The organism is Cupriavidus sp. 291-E7 (assembly GCF_057798835.1).
The window spans coordinates 169,753-192,363 of sequence record NZ_JBYOJV010000012.1 but is presented as its reverse complement, the minus strand read 5'-3'; the positions used below and the strand labels follow the sequence as shown (position 1 = coordinate 192,363).

General features: G+C 62.6%; 17 protein-coding genes and 2 tRNA genes. 12 read left to right on the top strand and 7 right to left on the bottom strand.

Annotated elements, in window-relative coordinates; genetic code table 11:
• The first annotated feature begins 60 nt into the window (after positions 1-60).
• Together AC3FLX_RS21655 and AC3FLX_RS21650 are read left to right on the top strand one after the other, a co-directional pair.
• Positions 61-2,085 (top strand): FUSC family protein, encoded by a 2,025-nt coding sequence (locus AC3FLX_RS21655; RefSeq protein WP_488699368.1) that lies wholly within the window; start codon positions 61-63, stop codon positions 2,083-2,085.
• Positions 2,086-2,344: 259 nt separating this feature from the next.
• A complete protein-coding gene (locus AC3FLX_RS21650) occupies positions 2,345-3,988 on the top strand; it encodes an FAD-dependent oxidoreductase (protein WP_488699367.1) in 1,644 nt (547 codons plus the stop codon).
• Between the two features lie 74 nt (positions 3,989-4,062).
• Here AC3FLX_RS21650 and AC3FLX_RS21645 read toward each other — a convergent pair whose 3' ends face one another.
• The 4 genes from AC3FLX_RS21645 to AC3FLX_RS21630 form a co-directional block, all read right to left on the bottom strand.
• Positions 4,063-4,380 carry an NIPSNAP family protein gene (locus AC3FLX_RS21645; protein WP_488699366.1) on the bottom strand — a complete coding sequence of 106 codons (318 nt, stop codon included), beginning with the start codon at positions 4,378-4,380 and terminating at the stop codon, positions 4,063-4,065.
• Positions 4,381-4,411: 31 nt separating this feature from the next.
• The gene (locus AC3FLX_RS21640; RefSeq protein WP_488699365.1) at positions 4,412-5,386 is read right to left on the bottom strand and encodes a Bug family tripartite tricarboxylate transporter substrate binding protein; all 975 of its coding nucleotides are present in this window, start codon (positions 5,384-5,386) and stop codon (positions 4,412-4,414) included.
• A gap of 106 nt (positions 5,387-5,492) precedes the next feature.
• A complete protein-coding gene (locus AC3FLX_RS21635; protein WP_488699364.1) occupies positions 5,493-6,392 on the bottom strand; it encodes a helix-turn-helix domain-containing protein in 900 nt (299 codons plus the stop codon).
• Positions 6,393-6,492: 100 nt separating this feature from the next.
• Positions 6,493-6,693, bottom strand: a complete 201-nt coding sequence (locus AC3FLX_RS21630) for a DUF2188 domain-containing protein (RefSeq protein WP_488699363.1) — start codon at positions 6,691-6,693, stop codon at positions 6,493-6,495.
• A 157-nt stretch (positions 6,694-6,850) separates the two neighbouring features.
• Here AC3FLX_RS21630 and AC3FLX_RS21625 point away from each other — a divergent pair, with 157 nt between their 5' ends.
• Complete coding sequence (locus AC3FLX_RS21625) at positions 6,851-7,189, top strand: VanZ family protein (RefSeq protein ID WP_488699362.1); 339 nt, start codon at positions 6,851-6,853, stop codon at positions 7,187-7,189.
• Here the strand turns inward: AC3FLX_RS21625 and AC3FLX_RS21620 are convergent.
• Positions 7,164-8,021: a 23S rRNA (adenine(2030)-N(6))-methyltransferase RlmJ gene (locus AC3FLX_RS21620; RefSeq protein ID WP_488699361.1), complete on the bottom strand. Its 858-nt coding sequence runs from the start codon at positions 8,019-8,021 to the stop codon at positions 7,164-7,166. The two genes, AC3FLX_RS21625 and AC3FLX_RS21620, sit on opposite strands and share 26 nt — an antisense overlap.
• A gap of 114 nt (positions 8,022-8,135) precedes the next feature.
• Between AC3FLX_RS21620 and mnmC the strand changes: the two genes are divergently transcribed.
• From mnmC to AC3FLX_RS21580, 8 genes are all read left to right on the top strand, one after another.
• Entirely contained in the window at positions 8,136-10,124 is a 1,989-nt protein-coding gene (mnmC, locus tag AC3FLX_RS21615) for a bifunctional tRNA (5-methylaminomethyl-2-thiouridine)(34)-methyltransferase MnmC2/FAD-dependent 5-carboxymethylaminomethyl-2-thiouridine(34) oxidoreductase MnmC1 (protein ID WP_488699360.1), read from the top strand.
• 157 nt (positions 10,125-10,281) lie between these two features.
• Positions 10,282-11,631, top strand: coding sequence for a trigger factor (gene tig / locus AC3FLX_RS21610; RefSeq protein ID WP_488699359.1), 1,350 nt, complete (start codon positions 10,282-10,284; stop codon positions 11,629-11,631).
• A 105-nt stretch (positions 11,632-11,736) separates the two neighbouring features.
• Positions 11,737-12,387 carry an ATP-dependent Clp endopeptidase proteolytic subunit ClpP gene (gene clpP / locus AC3FLX_RS21605; protein WP_488699358.1) on the top strand — a complete coding sequence of 217 codons (651 nt, stop codon included), beginning with the start codon at positions 11,737-11,739 and terminating at the stop codon, positions 12,385-12,387.
• 279 nt (positions 12,388-12,666) lie between these two features.
• Positions 12,667-13,944: an ATP-dependent Clp protease ATP-binding subunit ClpX gene (clpX, locus tag AC3FLX_RS21600; RefSeq protein WP_238267923.1), complete on the top strand. Its 1,278-nt coding sequence runs from the start codon at positions 12,667-12,669 to the stop codon at positions 13,942-13,944.
• 267 nt (positions 13,945-14,211) lie between these two features.
• The gene (gene lon / locus AC3FLX_RS21595) at positions 14,212-16,623 is read left to right on the top strand and encodes an endopeptidase La (protein ID WP_124685116.1); all 2,412 of its coding nucleotides are present in this window, start codon (positions 14,212-14,214) and stop codon (positions 16,621-16,623) included.
• Positions 16,624-16,867: 244 nt separating this feature from the next.
• Positions 16,868-16,943, top strand: a tRNA-Val gene (locus AC3FLX_RS21590).
• A gap of 40 nt (positions 16,944-16,983) precedes the next feature.
• Positions 16,984-17,060, top strand: a tRNA-Asp gene (locus tag AC3FLX_RS21585).
• Positions 17,061-17,317: 257 nt separating this feature from the next.
• Positions 17,318-19,264 (top strand): SurA N-terminal domain-containing protein, encoded by a 1,947-nt coding sequence (locus AC3FLX_RS21580; RefSeq protein ID WP_488699357.1) that lies wholly within the window; start codon positions 17,318-17,320, stop codon positions 19,262-19,264.
• A gap of 85 nt (positions 19,265-19,349) precedes the next feature.
• Here AC3FLX_RS21580 and AC3FLX_RS21575 read toward each other — a convergent pair whose 3' ends face one another.
• Positions 19,350-20,042, bottom strand: a complete 693-nt coding sequence (locus tag AC3FLX_RS21575; protein ID WP_488699356.1) for an arylesterase — start codon at positions 20,040-20,042, stop codon at positions 19,350-19,352.
• Here AC3FLX_RS21575 and AC3FLX_RS21570 point away from each other — a divergent pair.
• Complete coding sequence (locus AC3FLX_RS21570) at positions 20,041-20,739, top strand: ABC transporter ATP-binding protein (protein WP_488699355.1); 699 nt, start codon at positions 20,041-20,043, stop codon at positions 20,737-20,739. The two genes, AC3FLX_RS21575 and AC3FLX_RS21570, sit on opposite strands and share 2 nt — an antisense overlap.
• Positions 20,740-20,783: 44 nt before the next feature.
• On the opposite strand, the gene pgi is transcribed toward AC3FLX_RS21570, so the two are convergent.
• Complete coding sequence (gene pgi / locus AC3FLX_RS21565) at positions 20,784-22,412, bottom strand: glucose-6-phosphate isomerase (protein WP_488699354.1); 1,629 nt, start codon at positions 22,410-22,412, stop codon at positions 20,784-20,786.
• Positions 22,413-22,611 lie beyond the last annotated feature (199 nt).

The window sequence follows — 22,611 nt, the reverse complement described above, 5'->3', positions numbered from 1 at the left end:
GCAGCGCTTAAAGAAATCGTCCAACGCGCGAGTGACTTTGCGGAGGAAGGGTGCCTTGCCATGATCGGAAAACTGGTATCGCTGGTCAGCCGTCGCACCCTGCGAGCAGAAGGGCATGTGTTTGCAATAACACCTGAGCGCATTGCGATGACCGAGGGGATACACGCAGCGCTTGCAATGGCGCCAATGCTCTGTGCGGCAGCGCTTGTCAATCGTCCGGAAATCGCGTTCGGTGCCGTGGCGGCGTTCTGGACCTGTCTTTGCGATCCCCAGGGGGCAAAGTCGGAGCGCCTGAAGACGATGGCCATGTTCACAGCGCTGGGAGGCGTCGTCTTGCCGATGGCGGTATATGGCGCGCATTGGGGTTACGCCGCCAGCATCGTCACCCTGTTTGTCCTGGTCTTTCTCTGCGGGCTTACGCGGTCCTACAAGCCAGCGCTGGGACCCATGCCGGCGCAGGCGGGATTGATTGCCTCGCTCGCTGTCGTCATTGGTATTGCATCGCCCGAACCACTGGCCGGTGCTTTGGCGCACGCCGGCTATTTTCTGCTTGGATCGGTATGGACCATCTTCTTTTGCGTCTTTCTCTGGCCGATGCCGTTTCCCCAGTCATCGTGTCTGACCCTGGCGAGCATCTTCGGCAGGCTTGAGGACATGACGGGATATCTGCTGTCGCTGGATGCGCGTCCGGGGATGGATGCCAAGAGCTGGGAAGAGTTCGATACGGTCCATCGGCGCGGTGTGCGCATGTCGATTGAGCGCGGCCGGGCTTTGGCGGCGCATGACGTTCGCAACAACCCCGTTCTGGGGCGGGGTATCGATGCGGCGGGCAGGGTGTTTTCCGCGTTGATTGCCTTGGGCCATTGCCGGCGCAATGGCGCGCTGGCGCAGGACGAACAGGTGCAGGAAATGCTGGAGGACCTTCGGCGACTGCTGCAAAGTGTAGGCGCGCAGGTACAGCATCAATTGCCGGAACCCGAAATCTTGATGACCCAGTCCGCGGACCTGTTGCGGCGGACGGCCGATCGAAACGATCCGACAGCACGTGCCGTTGCCTTTGCGGCGATGGCAATCGGTCGCCTCGCCGATCATGACCACACGCCTGCCGCTGAACGGCGCACCGTGCCTGGCTCGGTTGCCGGTGCGATCAGGATCGATGCACTGGTCTGGCGTCATGCGCTTCGCGTCGCCGTCGCGGCGGTGTTGGCCTACATGATTGGTACATCTTTCAGCGTCACGTTTGCGTACTGGGGCGCTATCGCTGCCATCGTCGTGACGCAGCCGATGTCGGCCAATACCTGGTTGCGCATCGTAGAACGCGCCTGCGGGACACTCGTTGGCGGGGCCATCGCGGCGGTGCTGCTGACGACCCTGCACGGGCCCGTGGCGATGACCCTCGCCATACTGCCGCTTGCCGTAGTGACCGTCGCATTGCGGCTGGTGAACTATGGTCTGTTCGTTGTCTTCCTGACGCCGATGTTCATGATGTTGTCGGATTTCATCCATCCCGCCGAGGGATTGGTGCTAGCCAGGCTGACAAATGAATTCGTGGGCGCCTGCGTGGGCGTCGCCGCGAGCTTTCTGCTTTGGCCAGAGAAAGAGCATGGCGTCCTGAAAGCCGCCATAGCCGCTGCGATATCGGCCAATATGATGTTCGCATCGGCGGCGCTTCGCATGGGATGCGACGCCGCTGCCAAGCTGGACCGGCTGCAACGCGAGGCCGGGCTCGCGAGCACGCGTCTGGAAGTGGCAAGAGAGCGCATGCTGCTGGAGGGGCATTGGCGCTCGGTGCAACTGGAACGCCTCCGCGAGGTCATCGTGGCGCTAAGGATGGTATGTGGTGTTACCGCGGTCATCGAAATCTTGCGGAACGGAGAGCCAGATGCGCATGACCTGCAGCGTGCCGATCGCTACGACGCGATGACAGCGGGATTGCTGGAGGCGCTGAATTCGGGCCAAACGAGGCTGCCCGTCCATGCTGGTACCCCAGCGGGCGATGATCTGGAGCAGGCGATACGGGGACTCGTGAACGTTTTTGACGCCTACCTGGCGGAGGCGCCGGAGCGTCGGCATGCCACGGCTTGACCGGGCTTGTGGCCGCGCGCAAAGACCGGCAAGCGCTCGGTGAGCGCCTGCCTTCTTGCAGGCGCGGGCGCGCGGCGTTGCGGTATGCGGCAAATTCTTGCGATGGGCGTCCTGGTGGCTAACAATTCTTAGCAGCTTTTCACGCCCGCGCGCACTTTGGCGGAAGTAACGTTGGAGATTCCCGGCCGACGGGCAACCCGCACTGGAGCCCACGATGACAAGCGACGCCCCCAGCACAATGACTTCACGGCGCCACCAGATGTACCCGCAGATCACGGAAGCCGATATCGAGCGCATGATGCACTTTGGCGCCCGGCAAACCTACGAGTCTGGCGTACACCTGGAAAGCACTGGTGTTCGTACGCCAGGCATGTTCCTCATTCTGAACGGTACGGTTGCCATCATTCAGCGAGATGGCTTGGGTAACACCAGGCCTATCGTCCAGTTCGGACGAGGTGATTTCGTTGCCGAATTGGGCGCGATGTCTGGTAAGCCCTCGCTCGTCGACGCCGTAGCGGTAGGCCGCGTGGATGCATTGCTCATTCCGCCGCGGCAGCTCAGGGCACTGATCGTGGCCCAAGCCGACCTGGGCGAGCGATTGATCCGCGCGTTGATCCTGCGCCGCGTCTCGCTGATCGAGTGGGCGGCAAGCGGTCCGGTACTGATTGGTCACGCCGGTTCGGCAGAGTTGCTAAGACTCGAGGGATTCTTGCGCAGCAACGGCGAGCCTTATCGTGTTCTGGACGCTCGTGAAGACGCCGCCGCCGCCGCGCTGATCGAAGAGTACGGCGCGGCGCACGATGAACCGGTGGCAGTGTGTCCCGATGGCTCGGTGCTGGTGAATCCCAGCGAAGCGGCATTGGCCCGTTGCATGGGAATGGTGGACACGGAAGAGCGGCACGAGATCTTCGACGTGGCGGTCGTGGGCGCGGGGCCCGCCGGGCTGGCGACAGCGGTGTACGCCGCGTCGGAAGGCCTGCACGTCGTGGTATTGGATCGACGCGCGTATGGCGGCCAGGCGGGGGCGAGCGCACGGATCGAGAACTATCTTGGCTTTCCCACCGGCATTTCGGGCGCGGCACTGACAGGGCGCGCGCACGTCCAGGCAGAAAAGTTCGGCGCGGAGATCCTGATTCCGGCCGAGGTGCAGACGCTCGACTGCGCGCGCGTCGGGCCCGACAGGGCGTTGCGGCTCCAGTTGACCGATGGCCGGTGGCTGCGCACGCGCGCGGTGGTGATCGCCAGCGGCGCAAGATATCGCCGCCCGGCGGTACCTACGCTGCCTGACTATGAAGGGCGAGGCGTCTGGTACTGGGCCTCTGCCATCGAAGCCCGGATATGCGCGCAGGCAGAGGTAGCACTCGTGGGCGGTGGGAATTCGGCGGGGCAGGCGGCGGTATTTCTTTCTCAGCATGCGTCGCGCGTGCATGTCCTGGTTCGCGGGCCAGGGCTTGCGGCGAGCATGTCGCGGTATCTGATTGATCGCATCGCCGCCGCGCGCAATATCGTGGTACGTCCGTTTACGGAAATCGTGCAATTGCACAAGGGAGAGTGCAACAGCTTGGCCGGAGTCACCTGGCATGATCGCCACACTGGTACTACGGAACAGAAAAGTCTGAAAAACGTGTTTCTGTTCGTTGGGGCCGATCCGGAAACGGCGTGGCTGGGCGACTGCGGCGTGACCACCGACCGTTCCGGGTTCGTACTCACAGGGCCCGCGGTTGGTGACACGGGCCCTGACGATCGGCCGCCAGCAGCACTGGAGACTTGCGTACCCGGCGTATTCGCCGTGGGCGACGTCCGATCTGGATCGGTCAAGCGTGTCGGCGGGGCAATCGGCGAGGGCGCGGCCGTTGTCGCACAAATCCATGAATATCTGGCGATGGCCAACGAATCGTCCTGAGGCGGAACGTTGGCAGCCGTCTTTCCCAAGTCTCCGGCTGCCGGGCGCTTCGCGCGCCACGGTGGCAGGTCAGCTTACGGCTCGAAGAACGATACCGGTGTCATCAGCCGGTTCTCCTGTCGGATCAGATAGCTGGCCTCGGCACTCTTCTTCAGATACTCGGCCCACGCCGGGTCTTTCTGCAGCGCCTGGCGCTTGGCTTCTCGATCGGCCGCGCTGTCATAAACCCAGATATGCGTGTAGCTGTTGACGTCGCCGGTTTCGGTTTGCATATAGGCCAGCGGCTTGCCCAGGTGACGGCTCTGGGTCGCATAGCCATGCTCGGCATACAGCGCCAGGTGTTTCTTGATGGTGCCAGGGTGGCAGGTGTAGGTGCGAACGTCGTACAGCATGGTGATCCTTGAACGATGGCGGTGAGTGGTGTCAATCGACGGTGGCGCCGGACTGCTTGACCAGCACGGCCCAGCGCGACACCTCCTGATTTACGTATTTCTGGAACGCGGCGTGGTCGTCGCCCACTGGGTCGGCGCCGAGACCCTTGAGCCGTTCCTTGACGGATGGATCGGCCACGCTCTGGACGATGGCCTGCGACAGTTTTTCGACGGCCGCCGGTGGCGTGCCGGCCGGGGCGAACAGACCGAACCACGACCGGGCGGTCATCGCCGGGAATGGTGTTTCGGAGAAAGCCGGTACGTCGGGCAGGGCGGCATGGCGCTTGTTGCCGGTGACCGCGAGCGCCTTGAGCTTGCCGCTCTGCACCTGTGCGAGCACTTCGGGCAGGTTGGCGAACATGATTTGAACCTGGCCGCCCATCACGTCATTGAGCGCCTGCGATCCACCCTTGTAGGCCACGTGCGTCATCGTTGCGCCGGCCAGTGTGCTGAATTGCTGCCCGGCCAGGTGCGACGCGGTACCGGTTCCGCCCGACGCGTAGTTGACGCGGCCGGCATGGGCTTTGGCATAGGCGGCGAGTTCGCTCGCCGAATTGACCGGTACCGACGGATTCACCACAAGCAGCAGGGGTACCGACGCCAGGTTCGACAGACCGACGAAATCGCGCGTGAGACTGTAGTTGAGCTTCTGGTACAGCGATGCGTTGATGGCGTGGCTCGATGTTGCCATCAGCAGCGTGTATCCATCCGCGTCCGCGCGGGCGGCCGAGACGGCGCCGATGTTGCCGTTGGCGCCGGCCTTGTTCTCCACCACCACCGACTGGCCAAGCCGGGGCGACATGGCTTGCGCCACGGTGCGCGCAATCACGTCGGTGGCGCCGCCAGCGGCGAACGGTACGATGATGCGCAAGGGACGGTCCGGGTACTCCGCCATCGCGTTAAAAGTAGTGACGGCCAGCGCGGTGGCCACGGCAAGGCCCCGCCATGCGGCAATTGCTTTATACATCCTGTCTCCTGTGCCTCTGGTTCTGACGACCATGCGGAACACTCTACGCAACTGCGGGGCAGTGGCGTTAGGACGGATCAGACGTTGTATTGGACTTTTTCGCGCGTTATTCCAGCGGACGACAGTGCTTGCGACGGAATTCGCCCGGCGTCAGGCCGGTCTGTTTCTTGAAGAAGCGCGCAAAGTAGGCCGGGTCTTCGATATTGAGGCGGAAGGCAATCTCGGCGATGCCGGTTTCGGTATTGCTGAGCCAGCGCTTGGCTTCCAGCACCACGCGTTCCTGTACCACCTGGCTGGCCGTGCGTGCCAAGGTCCGCTTGACCGCGTCGTTGAGTTGACGCTCGCTGACGCATAGCGCTTCGGCGTATTGGCCGATCGTTGCAAAGCGCAGATAGTGGGTTTCCACCAGCATCGTGAAACGGCGCGTGAGCGCCTGATGCGGGCCAACGTCGCCAGCCTGCCCGCTGTCGGGGCGCAGGCGGCGCAGTCGCGTGAGCAGGATCAGCAGGCTGGCTTGCACCACATCGGTAAAGCCGGGCTGGCGATCGCGCGCCTCGCGCTCCATGTCGCCCAGCAAGGGCAGCAGGGCGTCATGCTCGGCCTGAGTCAGATAGAGCGCGCTGTTGCCTTGGGATGGATGGATGAACGGGAATTTTGCGACATCATCGGCGCGCGGGAACATCCGCGCGAAAAAGTCGGTGCTGAAGTTCAGCACGTAGCCATAAGGCTTGACCGATGACGTCCACGCATGGACCTGGCCTGGCGACAGGAAGAACACCGAATGGTCGCACACGTCGAAATGCGCAAAGTCGAGCATGTGCGTGCCGCTCGCCCGCGTCATCCAGAGCAGGTGATAGTAGTTGTGCCTGTGCAGGAAGCCGCGCGGAATATCGTCGCGGTCCTGCAATCGCACGAGGTCGAAATAGAACGACCCATCGCCCGCGAAATCGGACGTATCAAAGGTGGGAAACTCACCAGAGAGGCTGGAGGAGAGGGCTTCGGGCAAGCGCGGGTCTTCCTTGCGATGGCGTGGGTATCGAGCGCCATCCTATCGCAAATCCTCCGGGTGACAATCGTGGCTTCTGGGCGCCGCCTGCGAGGGCGGATCAACGGAAGTCGTCGCGTTCCTGAATCTGGCCATCGGGGCCATAGATAATCAGTTCCACCCTGTCTTGCCTGGCCTTTTCCCTGGCAGCGGCAATGGCTTCTTCCTGTGACGGATAGTGCGAGGTTGCGCCGTCCGTGCCTTCCACCTCGACAACCCAGCCGTTACGCTCCGTGGGTACCACAAGTATGTTGTCAGCCATGATGAATCTCCAGGCGTGGATCCATTTCACCAGTCTCGCGCGGGTCGGCATCCGGGCGGTATCGGGCAAACGCCTACACCGCTCTGTGCTGCGCACCACAGAACGCGGCGGCATCCTGTAGGATCCTCGCTGCCATTACATTCCGCGATTTACTTCGGTGCTACGTCTGACGTCCGTCCACTTCCGCCTGCTGTTCGGCCTTTGCGCGCTTGCCGTGCTGGTGCTTTCGCTGCTGCCGCCCGACATCCCCGAGCCTTCCACGGGCTGGGATAAGACCAACCATCTGCTGGCCTTCGGCGTGCTGGCGATACTGGGCCTGCGCGGCTGGCCAGGGCGAAGCTGGCACGTGGTGGCGGCGCTGGTCGCCTACGGCGCCTTGATCGAATGCCTGCAATCGCTGACGACCTATCGCGATGCCTCATGGCTCGACCTGCTGGCCGATGTCATCGGCATCGGCATCGGGCTGGTCTTCAGTTATCGAGCGATTCGAGCGTAAACGTCGCGCCGCCGTCCTGGCCCAACAGTTCGACGAGCTTGGGCATCGCTTCCTGCAGCGCGGCCTTGAGCGTCCACGGCGGGTTGACCACGAACATGCCGCTGCCATGCAGGCCCAGTCCGCCTTCCACCGGGTGCTTGACGGTCAGCGTCACATGCAGCCAGCTCTTGAGCGGCAGGCGCTTCAGTTGCGCGGGCAACTGGGTGGATTCGCGGCGCTGGACTTCCGGATACCAGATCGCGTAGACGCCCGTGGCGAATCGCTCCAGGCCGGCTTTCAGCGTATCGAGCGTGCGGGCGTAGTCCTGCTTGTCTTCGTAGGAAGGATCGATCAGCACCAGCGCACGGCGCGGCGGGGGCGGCAGGATGGCGCGGATGCCGTTGAAGCCGTCACCGTCGTACAGCATCACCTTGCGGCCCGCGCCGCGGAAGTTGTCGCGCAGCACCTGGATCTCGGTGCTGTGCAGTTCGAACAGGCGCAGGCGGTCAGGTTCGCGCAGCATTTGCCACGCCAGCCACGGTGAGCCTGGGTAGTGCTTGAGGCTGCCATCCTGGTTCAGCTCGCGCACCTGGTCCAGGTAGGCTTCGAGCATCTCTGGCAGAGCCTGGCCATTGGCCGCCGCCCGCCAGAGTGGGCCGATACCGGTTTCAAATTCCGATTTTTTCTGCGCGTAGGCGTGGTCCAGCGCGTAGAGGCCGGCGCCCGCATGCGTGTCGACATACCAGAACGGCTTGTCCTTCTGCGTCAGGTAATCCAGTAACTGGACGACGACGGCGTGCTTGAGGACATCGGCATGGTTGCCGGCGTGGAAGGCGTGACGATAACTGAGCATGGCAAGGCGGGATGACGGCGCGCAAACTTGGGTCAGATAAGGCCTGACGGGCAGCGCGCGCGAAGGGCGCTATGCTACCATCCGCCGCCATTTCCGGCCGTATTCCCGATCATCATGTCGCGAGCCATCGAGTCCGCAGCGCCCATTCTTTCCGATCAGGGCATCCCATATTCCCCGCGTTACGACGATGTTTATCACAGCACCGCCGGCGGGCTTGCGCAGGCGCAGCACGTCTTCCTGGCAGGCAATGGCCTGCCCGGCAACTGGGCCGGACGTGACCAGTTCGTCATCGTCGAAACCGGCTTCGGGCAGGGGCTGAACTTCCTGGCTACCTGGCAGGCGTGGCGCGACGACGCGTCGCGCTGCGGGCGCCTGCATTTCGTATCCATCGAGAAGCACCCGTTCACGCGCGAAGGGCTGGCGCAGCTACACGCCGGCCTGGGCGACCTGGTGCCGCTGGCGCAACAGCTCCAGCAACAGTGGCCCGATGCGCTGCCGGGACTGCATCGGCTGACATTCGAGGGTGGGGCGGTCACGCTCACGCTGGCATTTGGTGACGTGGAAGCCGTGCTGCCGAAGCTCATGGTTGGCGCCGACGCGTTCTATCTGGACGGCTTTTCGCCAGCGCGCAATGCCGATATGTGGTCGGATACCGTGTTTCGCGGACTCGCGCGGCTGGCGCGCATGGGCGCCACGCTGGCCACCTATACGGCAGCCGGATTCGTGCGACGGGGGCTGCAGGTGACCGGCTTCGAAGTCAATAAATCGCCTGGCTTCGGCGGCAAGCGCGATATGACCGTCGCCCGTTTCGCCCCGGCCTGGAAGAACCGCCGGCACTCGCCGCCGGACGCCGCCCGCTGGCCGGAGCGGCATGCCATCGTTATCGGAGCAGGGCTTGCAGGTTGCGCCGTGACCGAAAGACTGGCGGCGCGTGGCTGGCGTATCACGCTGTTGGACGCACATGATGCGCCGGCGCGCCAGACGTCAAGCCATCGCGCGGCGGCAATGCACGCGCATGTGTCCGCCGATGACAGTCTGCTTTCGCGGCTGTCCCGTGCCGGGAACCTGTATGCGCTGCAAGCGTGGCAGGCGCTGGCAGAGGCGGGTCAGCCGGTTGGGTGGCATGGCAGTGGCGTGCTGCAGATTGGCGAGGACGATTCGGAGGACGACGCGCAGCGTGCCGCGCTGGATACGTTGGGTTTTCCGGAGTCGTTCGTGCGCTGGATGTCGCCCGAAGAGGCGGCTGCGCGGCATGGCGCCACGGTGCCACGCGGCGGACTCTGGTTTCCGCGCGGCGGCTGGGTGGCTCCGCCGGACATCTGTCGCGCCCAGCTGGCGGCCGCCGGCAAGCATGTGGACGCCCGGTTCCAGAGTCACGTCGCCAGCATCGAACATACCGATGGCGTGTGGCATGCCAGGGATGCTTCGGGAGCGGTGCTGGCCAGCGCGCCAGTGCTGGTGCTGGCCAATGCGTATGAGGCCGAGCGCCTGGTGTCGGGCCGCTTCCTGGCGCTCCGGCGCATAAGAGGGCAACTGACCGACCTCGATGCAGGGCAGGTCGAGATGCTGGGCGGCTGGCCCGATTGCGTGGTGACGGGCAGCGGTTACCTGCTGCCGCCCGGCGCGGACGGCGGCGTGCGCGTGGGTTCCAGCTATCAACCTGACGCAGGGCCCCTTGCCGAAAGTGTCGAGGTGCACGCCGCGAACCTTGGCCGGCTGAAGTCGCTGTTGCCGGACCGGTCCGCCGCGTTGGCGACGATCGATCCTGCCACCCTGCGCGGCCACGTCGGCGTGCGCACGGTGACGCACAACCGCCTGCCACTGATCGGCCGCATGGTCGATGAGACGCAGGCGCTGGCGCATGCTGGTGCGTTGCGCGGTGCCCATTTGCGCGATGTGCCGCGCATGCCAGGCTTGTACGGGGCCCTTGCATATGGTTCGCGCGGCCTTACATGGGCAGCTCTGGGTGCGGAACTGATTGCTTGCCAGCTCGAAGGCGAGCCGCTGCCGCTGGAGACGGATCTGGCGGATGCGATCGACCCGGCCCGCCTGCTGCTGCGCGCGCTGCGTCATGATCAGGCGCTGGACCCGGAACAGGACTGACTAGGGTAAAAACTGCCGGAAGCGAACCAAAACCGTGCGATAATCCGCGTTTTCCGTTTGCGCGGAGACCTCCGCTCGCGGGCACTGGCCGCGATCAGGCGGCAGGCGCGCAGACGGTTGCGCTGACAACAACTATTTCTGGATTGGATTAACGACCATGTCGAACGTCATTGAAAACCTCGGCAAGCTGGACCGCAAGGTGACCCTGGCTATCCCCAAGGCCGAAGTGCAGAAGGAAACCCAGGAACGCCTGGCACGTCTGTCGAAGACCGTGAAAATGTCCGGCTTCCGTCCGGGCAAGGTGCCGATGAAGATGGTCGAGAAGCAGTATGGCCAGCAGGTGGAATTCGAAGTGCGCTTCGACAAGGCCGCCCGCAAGTTCTTCGACATCACCCAGGCTCAGGAAGTGAAGGTAGCCGGTCAGCCGAAGTTCGACATCAAGACCGAAGGCGTGGCTGAAGACGAACTGGCTTTCGAAGCCACGTTCGAGGTGTATCCGGAAGTCAAGATCGGCGAGCTGGCTTCGGCCGAAGTGACCCGTACGAAGACCGAAATCGGCGACGCCGAGATCGACAAGACCGTCGACATCCTGCGCAAGCAGCGCGTGCACTTCCACCATCGCGGTGAGTCCGGCGCCCACGGCGACGGCGGCGGCGACGTGACCGCCCAGAACGGCGACCGCGTCACGGTGGACTTCGTCGGTAAGATCGACGGCGTCGAATTCGCCGGCGGCAAGGCCGAGGATTTCGTGTACGTGCTGGGCGAAGGCCGCATGCTGCCCGAGTTCGAGCAAGCCACGCTGGGCCTGAAGGAAGGCGAGGCAAAGACTTTCCCGCTGACCTTCCCCGAGGACTACCACGGCAAGGAAGTGGCCGGTAAGACCGCTGACTTCACGATCACGCTGAAGAAGGTCGAGTGGGCGCACATGCCGGAAGTGGACGACGCCTTCGCCAAGTCGCTCGGCATTGCCGACGGCAGCGTGGAAAAGATGCGCGCCGACATCCGCGAAAACCTGGAGCGCGAAGTCAAGCGCCGCACGCACGCCATGCTGAAGGATCAGGTCATGGAAGCGCTGCTGAAGGTGAGCGAGCTGGACGTGCCCAAGGCACTGATCGAGCAGGATCAGGAGCGCCTGGTGGAAATGGCTCGCCGCGACCTCGAGCAACGTGGCATGCCGAACGCCAAGGACATGCCGATTCCGGCCGAGATGTTCGCGCAGCAGGCAGAGCGCCGCGTGAAGCTGGGCCTGATTCTGGCGGAGATCGTCAAGGCCAATGGCCTCGAAGCCAAGCCGGACCAGGTCAAGGCTGAAATCGAGGACTTCGCCAAGAGCTACGAAGACCCGAAGGAAGTCATGCGCTGGTACTACGGCGACCAGCAGCGCCTGGCTGAAATGGAAGCCTACGTGCTCGAAAACAACGTGGTAAATTTCGTGTGCGACAAGGCCAAGGTTTCGGACAAGACGGTGTCGTTCGAGGAACTCACCGCCGCGCCTGAACAAGCCTGAGGTCGGGCTTGACCGGCGGCTGCGCCACGCAGCCTTGCCGGTCAACGTCAACCGGCCTCGCGCGCTGGCCGGTTGACGCCATTCCTGAATATCTGGAGAACCTGCATGACCCGCAATGATTTGCTTGATCGTCTGGCCACCACGCAGGCTTCTGCCCTGGAGACCCAGGGTCTTGGGCTGGTGCCGATGGTTGTCGAGCAGTCCGGCCGGGGTGAGCGCGCGTACGACATCTACTCGCGCCTGCTGAAGGAACGCGTCATCTTCATGGTTGGCGAGGTCAACGACCAGACCGCCAACCTGGTAGTGGCACAGTTGCTGTTCCTGGAAAGCGAGAACCCGGACAAGGATGTGTCGCTGTATATCAATTCGCCCGGCGGCTCGGTTTCGGCCGGTCTGGCGATCTATGACACGATGCAATTCATCAAGCCCGACGTGCAGACCCTGTGCATGGGCATGGCCGCAAGCATGGGTGCATTCCTGCTGGCTGCCGGCGCCAAGGGCAAGCGTAGCGCACTGCCGAATTCGCGCATCATGATTCACCAGCCGCTGGGCGGTGCCCGTGGCCAGGCCTCGGATATCGAAATCCAGGCGCGCGAAATCCTGTATCTGCGCGAGCGTCTGAACGGCATCCTGTCCGAAGTCACTGGTCAGCCGGTCGAGAAGATTGCGCGCGATACCGATCGCGACAACTTCATGAGCGGTGATCAGGCGGTGGATTATGGCCTGATCGACAAGGTGATTTCCCGCCGCGCTTGAAATCTGGCCGGTGTGTCGGCACATTGGTCCGGACGCGATCCAGTCGGAATCGTCCGGACTGTGTCCGGCAAAGCCGGGCACCAGCCGCATAGGCCTAGCGTCGTTCCAAATGACGAAGGCTACACCGGAACGAGGCTGTGTGCCTCGTTTTTGCGTTTTGCCCCACATGCAGGGGATGCCGCCGACTGTGCCAATTGTTTTGGCGTATGATGCGTTTAATGCGTTTCCCGCCCGGCCTTGGGCTTGGCGGGATCCACACTGCTAATGTGACTGATTCCTATGGCGGACAAAAAAGGTTCATCCAGCGAGAAACTTCTCTACTGCTCGTTCTGCGGCAAGAGCCAGCACGAGGTGAAGAAGCTCATCGCGGGCCCGTCGGTGTTCATTTGCGACGAATGCATCGACCTGTGCAACGAGATCATCCGTGACGAGGCCGCCGCGACCGACAAGGACGCCGCCGCAGTTACGCGCTCGGATTTGCCCACGCCCCATGAAATCCGCGAAAGCCTCGACCAGTATGTCATCGGTCAGGAGCAGGCCAAGAAGATCCTGGCCGTCGCGGTCTACAACCATTACAAGCGCCTGAAGCACCTCGGCAAGAAAGACGATGTCGAGCTGTCCAAGAGCAACATCCTGCTGATCGGGCCTACGGGCTCCGGCAAGACGCTGCTTGCCCAGACGCTGGCGCGCCTGCTGAATGTGCCGTTCGTGATTGCCGATGCCACCACGCTGACCGAAGCCGGTTACGTTGGTGAGGACGTCGAGAACATCATTCAGAAGCTGCTGCAGAACTGCAACTACGAGGTTGAGAAGGCGCAGCGCGGCATCGTCTACATCGACGAAATCGACAAGATCTCGCGCAAGTCGGATAACCCGTCGATCACGCGTGACGTGTCGGGCGAAGGCGTGCAGCAGGCACTGCTGAAGCTGATCGAAGGCACGATGGCCTCGGTGCCGCCGCAAGGTGGCCGCAAACATCCGAATCAGGACTTCCTGCAGGTGGATACCACCAACATCCTGTTTATCTGCGGCGGTGCGTTCGATGGCCTTGAGAAGGTCATCATGCAGCGTTCGGACAAGACCGGTATCGGTTTTGACGCGCAGGTGCAGAGTAAGGAAGAGCGCGAGGTCAGCGAAGTGCTGCCGCAGACCGAGCCCGAAGATCTGATCAAGTTTGGCCTGATTCCGGAACTCATCGGGCGTCTGCCTGTAGTGGCAACGCTGGCAAAGCTCGATGAAGCCGCGCTGATGCAGATCCTGGTCGAGCCGAAGAATGCACTCGTCAAGCAGTATCAGAAGCTGCTGGCGATGGAAGGTGTCGAGCTGGAGATTCGTCCCGGCGCGCTGACTGCGATCGCGCGCAAGGCGATCCGCCGTAAGACCGGCGCACGCGGTCTGCGCTCGATCCTCGAGCAGTCGCTGATGGACGTCATGTACGACCTGCCCAACTACAAGGGTGTGCAAAAGGTGGTGATCGACGAAAACACGATCACTGGCGACGCGCCGCCGCTGCTGATGTATGAAGAGCAGCAGCCCAAGGTAGCGGGCTCGAACTGAACGAGGTCGAACTGACGCCGAACGCGCAGGACCCACGTGGTCCTTACCATACTGGCGAAACTTTCAAGCTGCCGTTCGCTGGAAAGCGAGCGGCTTTTTTTCTTCAATTCCACAAACGAACGGGAGCAAACGCGGGTATGCTGTTTCAGAGTGGGTTGCAGGTGCATTTCGCAGCACTTGAATTTGTACCGGGGAATTGAAGGTGGGTATCTTGCAATCGATTCCCGAGACCCTATTTACGCCTTAAATGACTGACTGGGGAAAATGATGTCCGGAACACAACTCCTCCCGGCTGAGCCGATTCGCCTCCCACTGTTGCCGCTGCGCGACGTGGTGGTGTTTCCGCACATGGTGATCCCACTGTTCGTGGGTCGCCCGAAGTCCATCAAGGCGCTCGAGACTGCGATGGAGTCGGGCAAGAGCATCATGCTCGTGGCACAGAAGACGGCCGCCAAAGACGAACCGACTGCCGAAGACCTGTATGAGGTCGGCTGCATCGCGAATATCCTGCAAATGCTGAAGCTGCCCGACGGCACCGTGAAGGTGCTGGTGGAGGGTACGCAACGAGCAAACATCACCGAAGTGAGCGAGGACGATTCGCACTTCATGTGCGAAGCCGTGCCCGTACCGCCCGCACCGGACGAGTCGGCCGAGACCGAGGCGCTGCGCCGCGCCATCGTGTCGCAGTTCGACCAGTATGTGAAGCTCAACAAGAAGATCCCTCCTGAGATCCTGACCTCGCTGTCGGGCATCGATGAGGCAGGCCGCCTGGCCGACACCATTGCTGCGCATCTGCCGATCAAGCTCGAGCAGAAGCAGAAGATCCTGGAAATGGTGAAGGTGACCGAGCGCCTGGAAAGCCTGCTGTCGCAGCTTGAAGGCGAGATCGACATCCTTCAGGTGGAAAAGCGCATCCGTGGCCGCGTCAAGCGCCAGATGGAAAAGTCGCAGCGCGAGTACTACCTGAACGAGCAGGTCAAGGCCATCCAGAAGGAACTGGGCGAGGGCGAGGAAGGTGCCGACCTTGAAGAGCTGGACAAGCGCATCAAGGCTGCCCGCATGCCCAAGGAGGCCAAGAAGAAGGCCGACGCCGAGTTCAAGAAGCTCAAGCTGATGTCGCCGATGTCGGCGGAAGCGACCGTCGTTCGCAACTACATCGACACGCTGGTCAACCTGCCGTGGCGCAAGAAGAGCAAGGTCAACAATGACCTGGCCAATGCTGAGCGCGTGCTGGACGAAGACCACTATGGTCTGGAGAAGGTCAAGGAACGCATCCTTGAGTATCTTGCCGTGCAACAGCGCGTGGACAAGGTCAAGGCGCCGATCCTGTGCCTGGTTGGGCCTCCCGGCGTGGGCAAGACCTCGCTCGGCCAGTCGGTGGCACGCGCAACGAACCGCAAGTTCGTGCGCATGGCACTGGGTGGCGTGCGTGACGAGGCCGAGATCCGTGGCCACCGTCGCACGTACATCGGTTCGATGCCCGGCAAGATCCTGCAGAGCCTGTCGAAGGTCGGCGTGCGGAATCCGCTCTTCCTGCTCGACGAAATCGACAAGATGGGCATGGATTTCCGTGGCGACCCGTCGTCGGCACTGCTCGAAGTACTGGACCCGGAACAAAATCACACGTTCCAGGACCACTACATCGAAGTGGACTTCGACCTGTCGGATGTGATGTTCGTGGCGACATCGAACTCGCTGAACATTCCGCCGCCGCTGCTGGACCGGATGGAAGTGATTCGTCTCTCGGGTTACACCGAAGACGAAAAGGTGAACATCGCAACGCGTTACCTGCTGCCCAAGCAGATCCGCAACAACGGTCTGAAGCAGGGCGAAATCGACGTCACCGAAGCGGCGATCCGCGACATCATCCGCTATTACACGCGTGAAGCCGGCGTGCGATCGCTGGAACGCGAGGTGTCGAAGATTGCGCGCAAGGTGGTCAAGCTGCTGCTGCTGAAGAAGGAGTCGGGCGCGGTCAAGGTGGATTCCGAAAACCTCGACAAATTCCTCGGCGTGCGCAAGTACGACTTCGGCCTGGCCAACAAGGAAAACCAGGTAGGCCAGGTGACCGGTCTGGCGTGGACGGAAGTGGGCGGCGATCTGCTGACCATCGAAGCCGCGATCATGCCGGGCAAGGGCAACATCTCGCGCACCGGTTCGCTGGGCGACGTGATGAAGGAGTCGGTCGAGGCAGCGCGTTCGGTGGTGCGTTCGCGGGCGCGTCGTCTGGGTATTGCGGATGAGATGTTCGAGAAGCGCGACATCCACATCCACGTGCCGGAAGGCGCCACGCCCAAGGATGGTCCTTCGGCGGGTATCGCAATGACGACCGTGCTGGTTTCGGTGCTGACGGGCATCCCCGTGCGTGCCGATGTGGCGATGACCGGTGAGATCACGCTGCGTGGTGAAGTGTTGCCGATCGGTGGTCTCAAGGAGAAGCTGCTGGCTGCCCATCGTGGCGGTATCAAGCTGGCGCTGATCCCTGAGGAAAACGTGAAGGACCTGGCGGACATTCCCGACAACGTCAAGAACGCCATCGAGATCGTGCCGGTACGCTGGATCGACAAGGTGCTGGAGCTGGCACTCGAGCGCAAGCCCGAGGCGCTGCCCGAGGAAGAAGCCAAACCTGCCGAAGTGGCAGACAAGGCTGCGGCCCAGGTCGAGCGTATTCATCACTGACCGACGTCCGACGTCAGAAAAAACGCCGCGGGAGTAATCCCGCGGCGTTTTTGTTTGTGCTGGATTCATACGAGGCGTGTTCGAAGCGCGGGATGAAGAGAATCTTGCAATCAACACTTGGCAAATCGAAAAGTCTCGTATTACAATCGCGGCCTCGCAACGCAAACAGCGGCAACTAAGCAGTAACCGCCGAATCGTGCGAAGCGAGATTACCCTGCAGGCAATTAGCTTGCGCGGTCCAAGTGGGTGCTTAGCTCAGCTGGTAGAGCGGCGCCCTTACAAGGCGTAGGTCGGGGGTTCGAACCCCTCAGCACCCACCACACTTGACCGTTGCGATGCAGCCGAAAAAGGGCCCAATCTGGAGTGGTAGTTCAGTTGGTTAGAATACCGGCCTGTCACGCCGGGGGTCGCGGGTTCGAGCCCCGTCCACTCCGCCAAATAAAAATGCCCGCGCAAGCGGGTTTTTTTATTTGTATCGTCCAAGTCGATACTGGCAACGGATTCCCAGGGTGCCAAGCATGGCGAATGCCAGCTATGCGGCTATCGTGCGGGGCGCGAAGGTGTCGCCGTATCGTGGCGATTCCTGACTCAACACCATCTCTCGCCACATATTCCGCAGGTCAGTCGTTCCGCTCCTGCTAGAATCGCAAGGTTTGACCGTCGGCCCAAGGCCCAACCCATTAACCCGACCAGCATGCTTGATTTCGTACGTAACAACCGGCGCCTGATGCTTATGCTGCTGCTGGTGCTTGTCTTCCCGTCGTTCGTGTTCTTTGGTGTCGAGAGCTACTCGCGCTTCATGGACAGTTCGCACGATCTTGCCAAGGTCGATGGACGTACCATCACCGTGCAGGAAGTTGACAACGTGGTGCGGGACCAGAGCGAGCGCATGCGCCAGATGCTTGGGAACAACTACGATCCGCGCATGTTCGAGGGTGCTGCCGCACGCCAGTCCGTGCTGGATCAACTGATCCAGCAGCGAGTGGTTGCCGATGCCACGGCAAAGAAGAACCTGACCGTCACCAAGGAACAACTGCGCCAGGCGATCTCGACCATTCCTGCGATCGCGCAATTGTATGGCTCGGATGGCAAGTTCGACGAGAAGGCCTATGTGGCGCTGCTGGCCCAGCAGGGCATGACGCCTGATCAGCTCGAGGCGCGCATGCGTTTCGAACTGGCCACGCAGCAGCTCGGCAGCGCCGTCGGTACCACCGCGTTCGTTCCGAAGTCGCTGCTCGATCGCCTGATCGCTATCCGCGACCAGCAGCGTGAGGTGCAGGCCCTGAACTTCAAGCCGGCCGACTTTACGTCGAAGGTCACGCCCGATGCCGCTGCGCTGAAGGCCTACTATGAAGCCCACCTTTCGGCTTACAGGACGCCCGAGCAGGCCAAGGTCGAATACGTGGTGCTGTCTGGCGATGCACTGGCGGCCAGCCAGGCCGTGACGCCGGAGGAACTGAAGTCCTACTACGACAGCAACGCCCAGCGCTTCCGCACGGAAGAGCAACGACGCGCCAGCCACATCCTGATCACGGTTCCGAAGGACGCCAAGGAAGCGGATCGCAAGGCAGCGAAGGAAAAGGCCCAGAAGCTGCTCGATGACGTGCGCAAGCATCCCGAAACGTTCGCCGACGTGGCGAAGAAGAGTTCGCAGGATCCGGGTTCGGCGGAGAAGGGTGGCGACCTCGGCTTCATGGGACGTGGCGCACTGGTCAAGCCGTTCGAGGACGCCATGTATGCGCTCAAGGATGGCCAGATCAGCGATCTCGTGGAGACCGACTACGGCTACCACATCATCAAGCTCACCGGTATCAAGCCCGCGGCCACCCAGCCGCTGGATGAAGTGCGTCCGGAACTCGAAGCCGAGCTGAAGAAGCAGCTGGCCAGTAAGAAGTATGCGGAACAGGCCGATGCCTTTGGCAACACGGTCTACGAACAGTCCGATAGCCTCAAGCCGGCCGCCGACAAGTTCAAGCTGACGATCCAGACGGCTGACAACGTGACGCGCAATCCGAACCCTGCGCTGGGCAAGGACAATCCCTTGAACAACGAGAAGGTTCTGAAGGCGCTGTTCAGCGACGACGCAATCAAGAACAAGCGCAACACCGAAGCCATCCAGGTTGGCCCGACGACGCTGGTTGCAGCGCGCATCGTGGATTACCGCCCGGCCGCGGCCCGCAAGTTCGAGGAAGTGGAAGCGCAGGTGCGCCAGGCCTACATCGCCCAGCAGGCAGCCGAGCTGGCCCGCAAGGATGGCGAGGCGAAGCTGGAAGCGCTCAAGAAGGCGGACAGCGCCACCGGCTTCGGCCCGGCAATGACGGTGTCGCGTGCCAAGGCCGATGGCCTGTCGCCGAAGGCCGTGGATGCCATCATGCGCGCCGATGCCACCAAGCTGCCGTCCGTGGTCGGCGTGGATCTGGGTGCCGATGGTTACGCGCTCTATCGCATTACCAAGGTGGCTACGCCGCCGCAGACGAATGCGGGCCAGCGCGATGCCGACGCGCAACAACTGAGCCAGCTGGCTGGTCAGACCGAGCTGGCCGCCTACTACGAGGCACTGAAGGCACGGGCCAAGGTGAAGGTACTGCGTCCGCCGAAGTCCGGCGATGCAGCGCCCGCCAGCGAAGCGGCTGCGAACTGACGCGCTGCCCGTAACGTGCCCCAGCAAAAAGCCCCTGCAGGTGCAAACCTGCAGGGGCTTTTTCTTGCTTCCTTGTTTCCCTGCTTCAGCCAGCCTTGTGGGGTGACTTGAGTATCGGCTTCAGTGCCGGCCACACAGTGTCGAGCAGCGTGGACTGTGCTGCCGATGTCGGATGAATCCGATCCTCCTGGAACCACTCGGGCCGCGTCACCACCTTGTCCAGGAAGAATGGCACGAGCTGGGTACGGTATTCCTTGGCCAGCTTGGGAAACAGGCCGAAGAATCGCTCGGTATAGTCGGCGCCGTAGTTCGGCGGAATACGCATGCCGACGAGCACCACCTTGGCACCGGCCTTCTGGGCATCGCCAATGATGCTCCGCAGGTTGGATTCGGTCGACGGCAGGGAAAGGCCGCGCAGCGCGTCGTTGGCGCCCAGTTCCACGACGACGATGGCCGGCTTGTGCCGCTTGAGCAGATCAGGGAGCCGGGTCTTTCCGCCAACCGTGGTTTCGCCGCTGATACTGGCATTCACGACGCTATAATCGAACCGCTCGCCACGCAGGCGTTCCTGAAGCAGGCTGACCCAGCCAGTGCCGCGTGCAATGCCGTATTCGGCTGACAGGCTGTCGCCCAGTATCAATACCGCTGGCCCGGTCGGTGCGCCGGCTGGTGTCTGCGCCGCGGCGGGCAGCGTCAGTGAACAAAGCAGGGCGACGGTTGTCGCACAACAAGCAGCCAGCATCCGCCGGCGCCCAACGTTTGCAATCTTCTCGCGCATGTCCTCTTCCATTCTTGCTGTCGAGTCACTCGGAAAGACCGTAGCCGACACGACGGGTTCGCTGACGATTCTGCACGACGTCTCGTTTTCCGTCACGGCCGGTGAAACGCTGGCGATCGTCGGCGCATCGGGTTCCGGCAAATCCACGCTGCTGGGCCTGCTTGCCGGTCTGGATCTGCCGAGCACCGGCTCCGTGCGGCTGCATGGGCACGATATCTTCCAGCTTGACGAAGACCAGCGTGCGGCGCTGCGCGGTCGCCACGTCGGCTTTGTGTTCCAGTCGTTTCAGTTGGTCGGGCATCTGACGGCTCTCGAAAACGTGATGCTGCCGCTGGAGCTGCGCGGCGAGACAGCGGGTGTGCGTGAGCGTGCCACGGAAATGCTGGAGCGGGTAGGGCTGGCCAAGCGGCTGACTCACTATCCGCGTACGCTGTCCGGCGGCGAGCAGCAACGAGTGGCCCTGGCGCGTGCCTTCGTGGCGCGTCCCGACGTCCTGTTTGCCGACGAGCCGACCGGCAGCCTGGACACTGCGACCGGCGAGGCCGTGATCGCACTGATGTTCGAACTCAATCGCGATGCCGGGTCCACGTTGGTGCTGGTCACGCACGACCGCTCCGTGGCGGCGCGCTGCGGCCGTATCCTGACCATCGACGCCGGCCGGGTGGCCAGCGATGAACTGATGGGTACCGAAGTTTGAATCGATAGGTGTCGGCCAGCGCGGCCGCCATCCCTGTCCCGCGTTTAGCCGCGGCTCAACACGCCTTGTGCGCGGGCGATCAGCGCGGCGGTCGACGCATCGTGCGTTGCTTTGCCCTGGCCAGTGAGTTCCTGCTCGATCGGCCGCGCCAGGATCTTGCCTAGCTCGACGCCCCACTGATCGAACGAGTTGATATTCCACACCACGCCCTGCACGAACGTGCGGTGTTCATAGAGCGCGATCAATGCGCCCAGCACGTGTGGGGTGAGGTCGTCCATCAACAGCGTGTTGCTGGGGCGGTTGCCGTCGAACACCATATGCGGAATGCGCGATTCGTCGGTCACGCCAGCCGTGCGCAATTCTTCGGCGCTACGGCCGCGCATTAGCGCCTCGGCCTGGGCAAAGCAGTTGGCCAGCAGCTTGGCGTGGTGGCCGGGCAGATCGCGCGGCGGCACCAGCGGGGCCACGAAATCCACGGGCACGATCTGCGATCCCTGATGGATCATCTGAAAGTACGCATGCTGACCGTTGGTGCCTGCCGTGCCCCAGACCACAGGGGAAGTGTCCACCTGCACGGGGTCACCGTTGAGCTGGACCGACTTGCCGTTGCTTTCCATTTCCAACTGCTGCAGGAATGCGGGAAACAGTTCGAGCGATGTCGAGTACGGCGCCATGCAACTGGTAGGCATGCCGAAGAAGTTGCGGTACCAGACGCCCAGCATGCCCATGACCACTGGCATGTTGCGCGCCAGCGGCGCGGTGCGGAAGTGATCGTCCATCGCCCGGCCGCCCAGCAGCAGATCTTCGAATGCGTCGAAGCCGATGGCCAGCGCAATCGACAGGCCAACGGACGACCAAAGCGAAAAGCGTCCGCCGATCCAGTCCCAGAACTCGAACATATTGGCCGGATCGATGCCGAACTTCACCACCGCCTCGCGGTTGGTGGACACGGCCACGAAATGGCGGGCCAGCTGGTTCTCAGCCACGCCATTGCGCAGGAACCAGTCGCGCATGCTGCACGCGTTGGCCATCGTCTCCAGCGTGGTGAACGTCTTCGAACACACGATGACCAGCGTGCGGGCAGGGTCCAGTCGCACCAGCGTTTCGGCGAGTTCCGTGCCGTCGACATTCGAAACGAAATGCATACGCGGGCCGTGCGGGTCCGCCAGGTGGGCCAGCGCGCGACAGACCATGCGCGGGCCAAGGTCCGAGCCACCGATGCCGATGCTGACGATGTCGGTGATGGTCCGGCCGCTGAAGCCCTTCCACGCCCCGGTGCGCACGCGTGCGGCGAAATCGCGCATGCGGTGCAGGACATCGTGGATGCCCGGCATGACAGACGCGCCGTCAACCTTGAACGGCGCATCGGGCAGGGCCCGCAGCGCGACGTGCAGCGCCGCGCGGTCCTCGGTGGTGTTGATATGCTCGCCCGCGAACATGGCGTCGCGGCGCTGGGTCACGCCTGCTTCCTCGGCGAGCTTCATGAGCAGCGCGAAGGTTTCGAACGTGATGCGGTTCTTCGAGAAATCGAGGTACAGGCCAGCGGCTTCCAGCGAGAAGTCCTCGACCCGGCGGGCAGCCTCGGCGTCGGCAAACCACTGCTGTATCGGCGTGTGGCGGATGGCGTCGTGGTGTTGGCGAAGGGCGGTCCAGGCGTGGAATTCAGTCGGCATGCGTGATTCTGGGTGTCTTAGGCGTGGAGCGAGCGGCAAGGCCGATCTGAACGCAAGTATATCGCTCCGATGTGATGTCAAAAGCCGAAAGTAGCAGCAAAAAGTAACGGCACTTGCGGTATGCCTAAAACGTTAGCAGGCCGGCCCTCCTGGCCCTATCGGTCATTGTCTGACGTGCACGCTGTCAGGCACCCGACTC

Excerpts from the sequence above, each read along its gene's own strand:
- AC3FLX_RS21655 (WP_488699368.1), top strand. The coding sequence starts at position 61 with ATGATCGGAAAACTGGTATCGCTGGTCAGCCGTCGCACCCTGCGAGCA.
- AC3FLX_RS21650 (WP_488699367.1), top strand. The coding sequence starts at position 2,345 with ATGTACCCGCAGATCACGGAAGCCGATATCGAGCGCATGATGCACTTT.
- AC3FLX_RS21645 (WP_488699366.1), bottom strand. The coding sequence starts at position 4,380 with ATGCTGTACGACGTTCGCACCTACACCTGCCACCCTGGCACCATCAAG.
- AC3FLX_RS21640 (WP_488699365.1), bottom strand. The coding sequence starts at position 5,386 with ATGTATAAAGCAATTGCCGCATGGCGGGGCCTTGCCGTGGCCACCGCG.
- AC3FLX_RS21630 (WP_488699363.1), bottom strand. The coding sequence starts at position 6,693 with ATGGCTGACAACATACTTGTGGTACCCACGGAGCGTAACGGCTGGGTT.
- AC3FLX_RS21620 (WP_488699361.1), bottom strand. The coding sequence starts at position 8,021 with ATGCTCAGTTATCGTCACGCCTTCCACGCCGGCAACCATGCCGATGTC.
- mnmC (WP_488699360.1), top strand. The coding sequence starts at position 8,136 with ATGTCGCGAGCCATCGAGTCCGCAGCGCCCATTCTTTCCGATCAGGGC.
- tig (WP_488699359.1), top strand. The coding sequence starts at position 10,282 with ATGTCGAACGTCATTGAAAACCTCGGCAAGCTGGACCGCAAGGTGACC.
- clpP (WP_488699358.1), top strand. The coding sequence starts at position 11,737 with ATGACCCGCAATGATTTGCTTGATCGTCTGGCCACCACGCAGGCTTCT.
- clpX (WP_238267923.1), top strand. The coding sequence starts at position 12,667 with ATGGCGGACAAAAAAGGTTCATCCAGCGAGAAACTTCTCTACTGCTCG.
- lon (WP_124685116.1), top strand. The coding sequence starts at position 14,212 with ATGTCCGGAACACAACTCCTCCCGGCTGAGCCGATTCGCCTCCCACTG.
- AC3FLX_RS21580 (WP_488699357.1), top strand. The coding sequence starts at position 17,318 with ATGCTTGATTTCGTACGTAACAACCGGCGCCTGATGCTTATGCTGCTG.
- AC3FLX_RS21570 (WP_488699355.1), top strand. The coding sequence starts at position 20,041 with ATGTCCTCTTCCATTCTTGCTGTCGAGTCACTCGGAAAGACCGTAGCC.
- AC3FLX_RS21575 (WP_488699356.1), bottom strand. The coding sequence starts at position 20,042 with ATGCGCGAGAAGATTGCAAACGTTGGGCGCCGGCGGATGCTGGCTGCT.
- pgi (WP_488699354.1), bottom strand. The coding sequence starts at position 22,412 with ATGCCGACTGAATTCCACGCCTGGACCGCCCTTCGCCAACACCACGAC.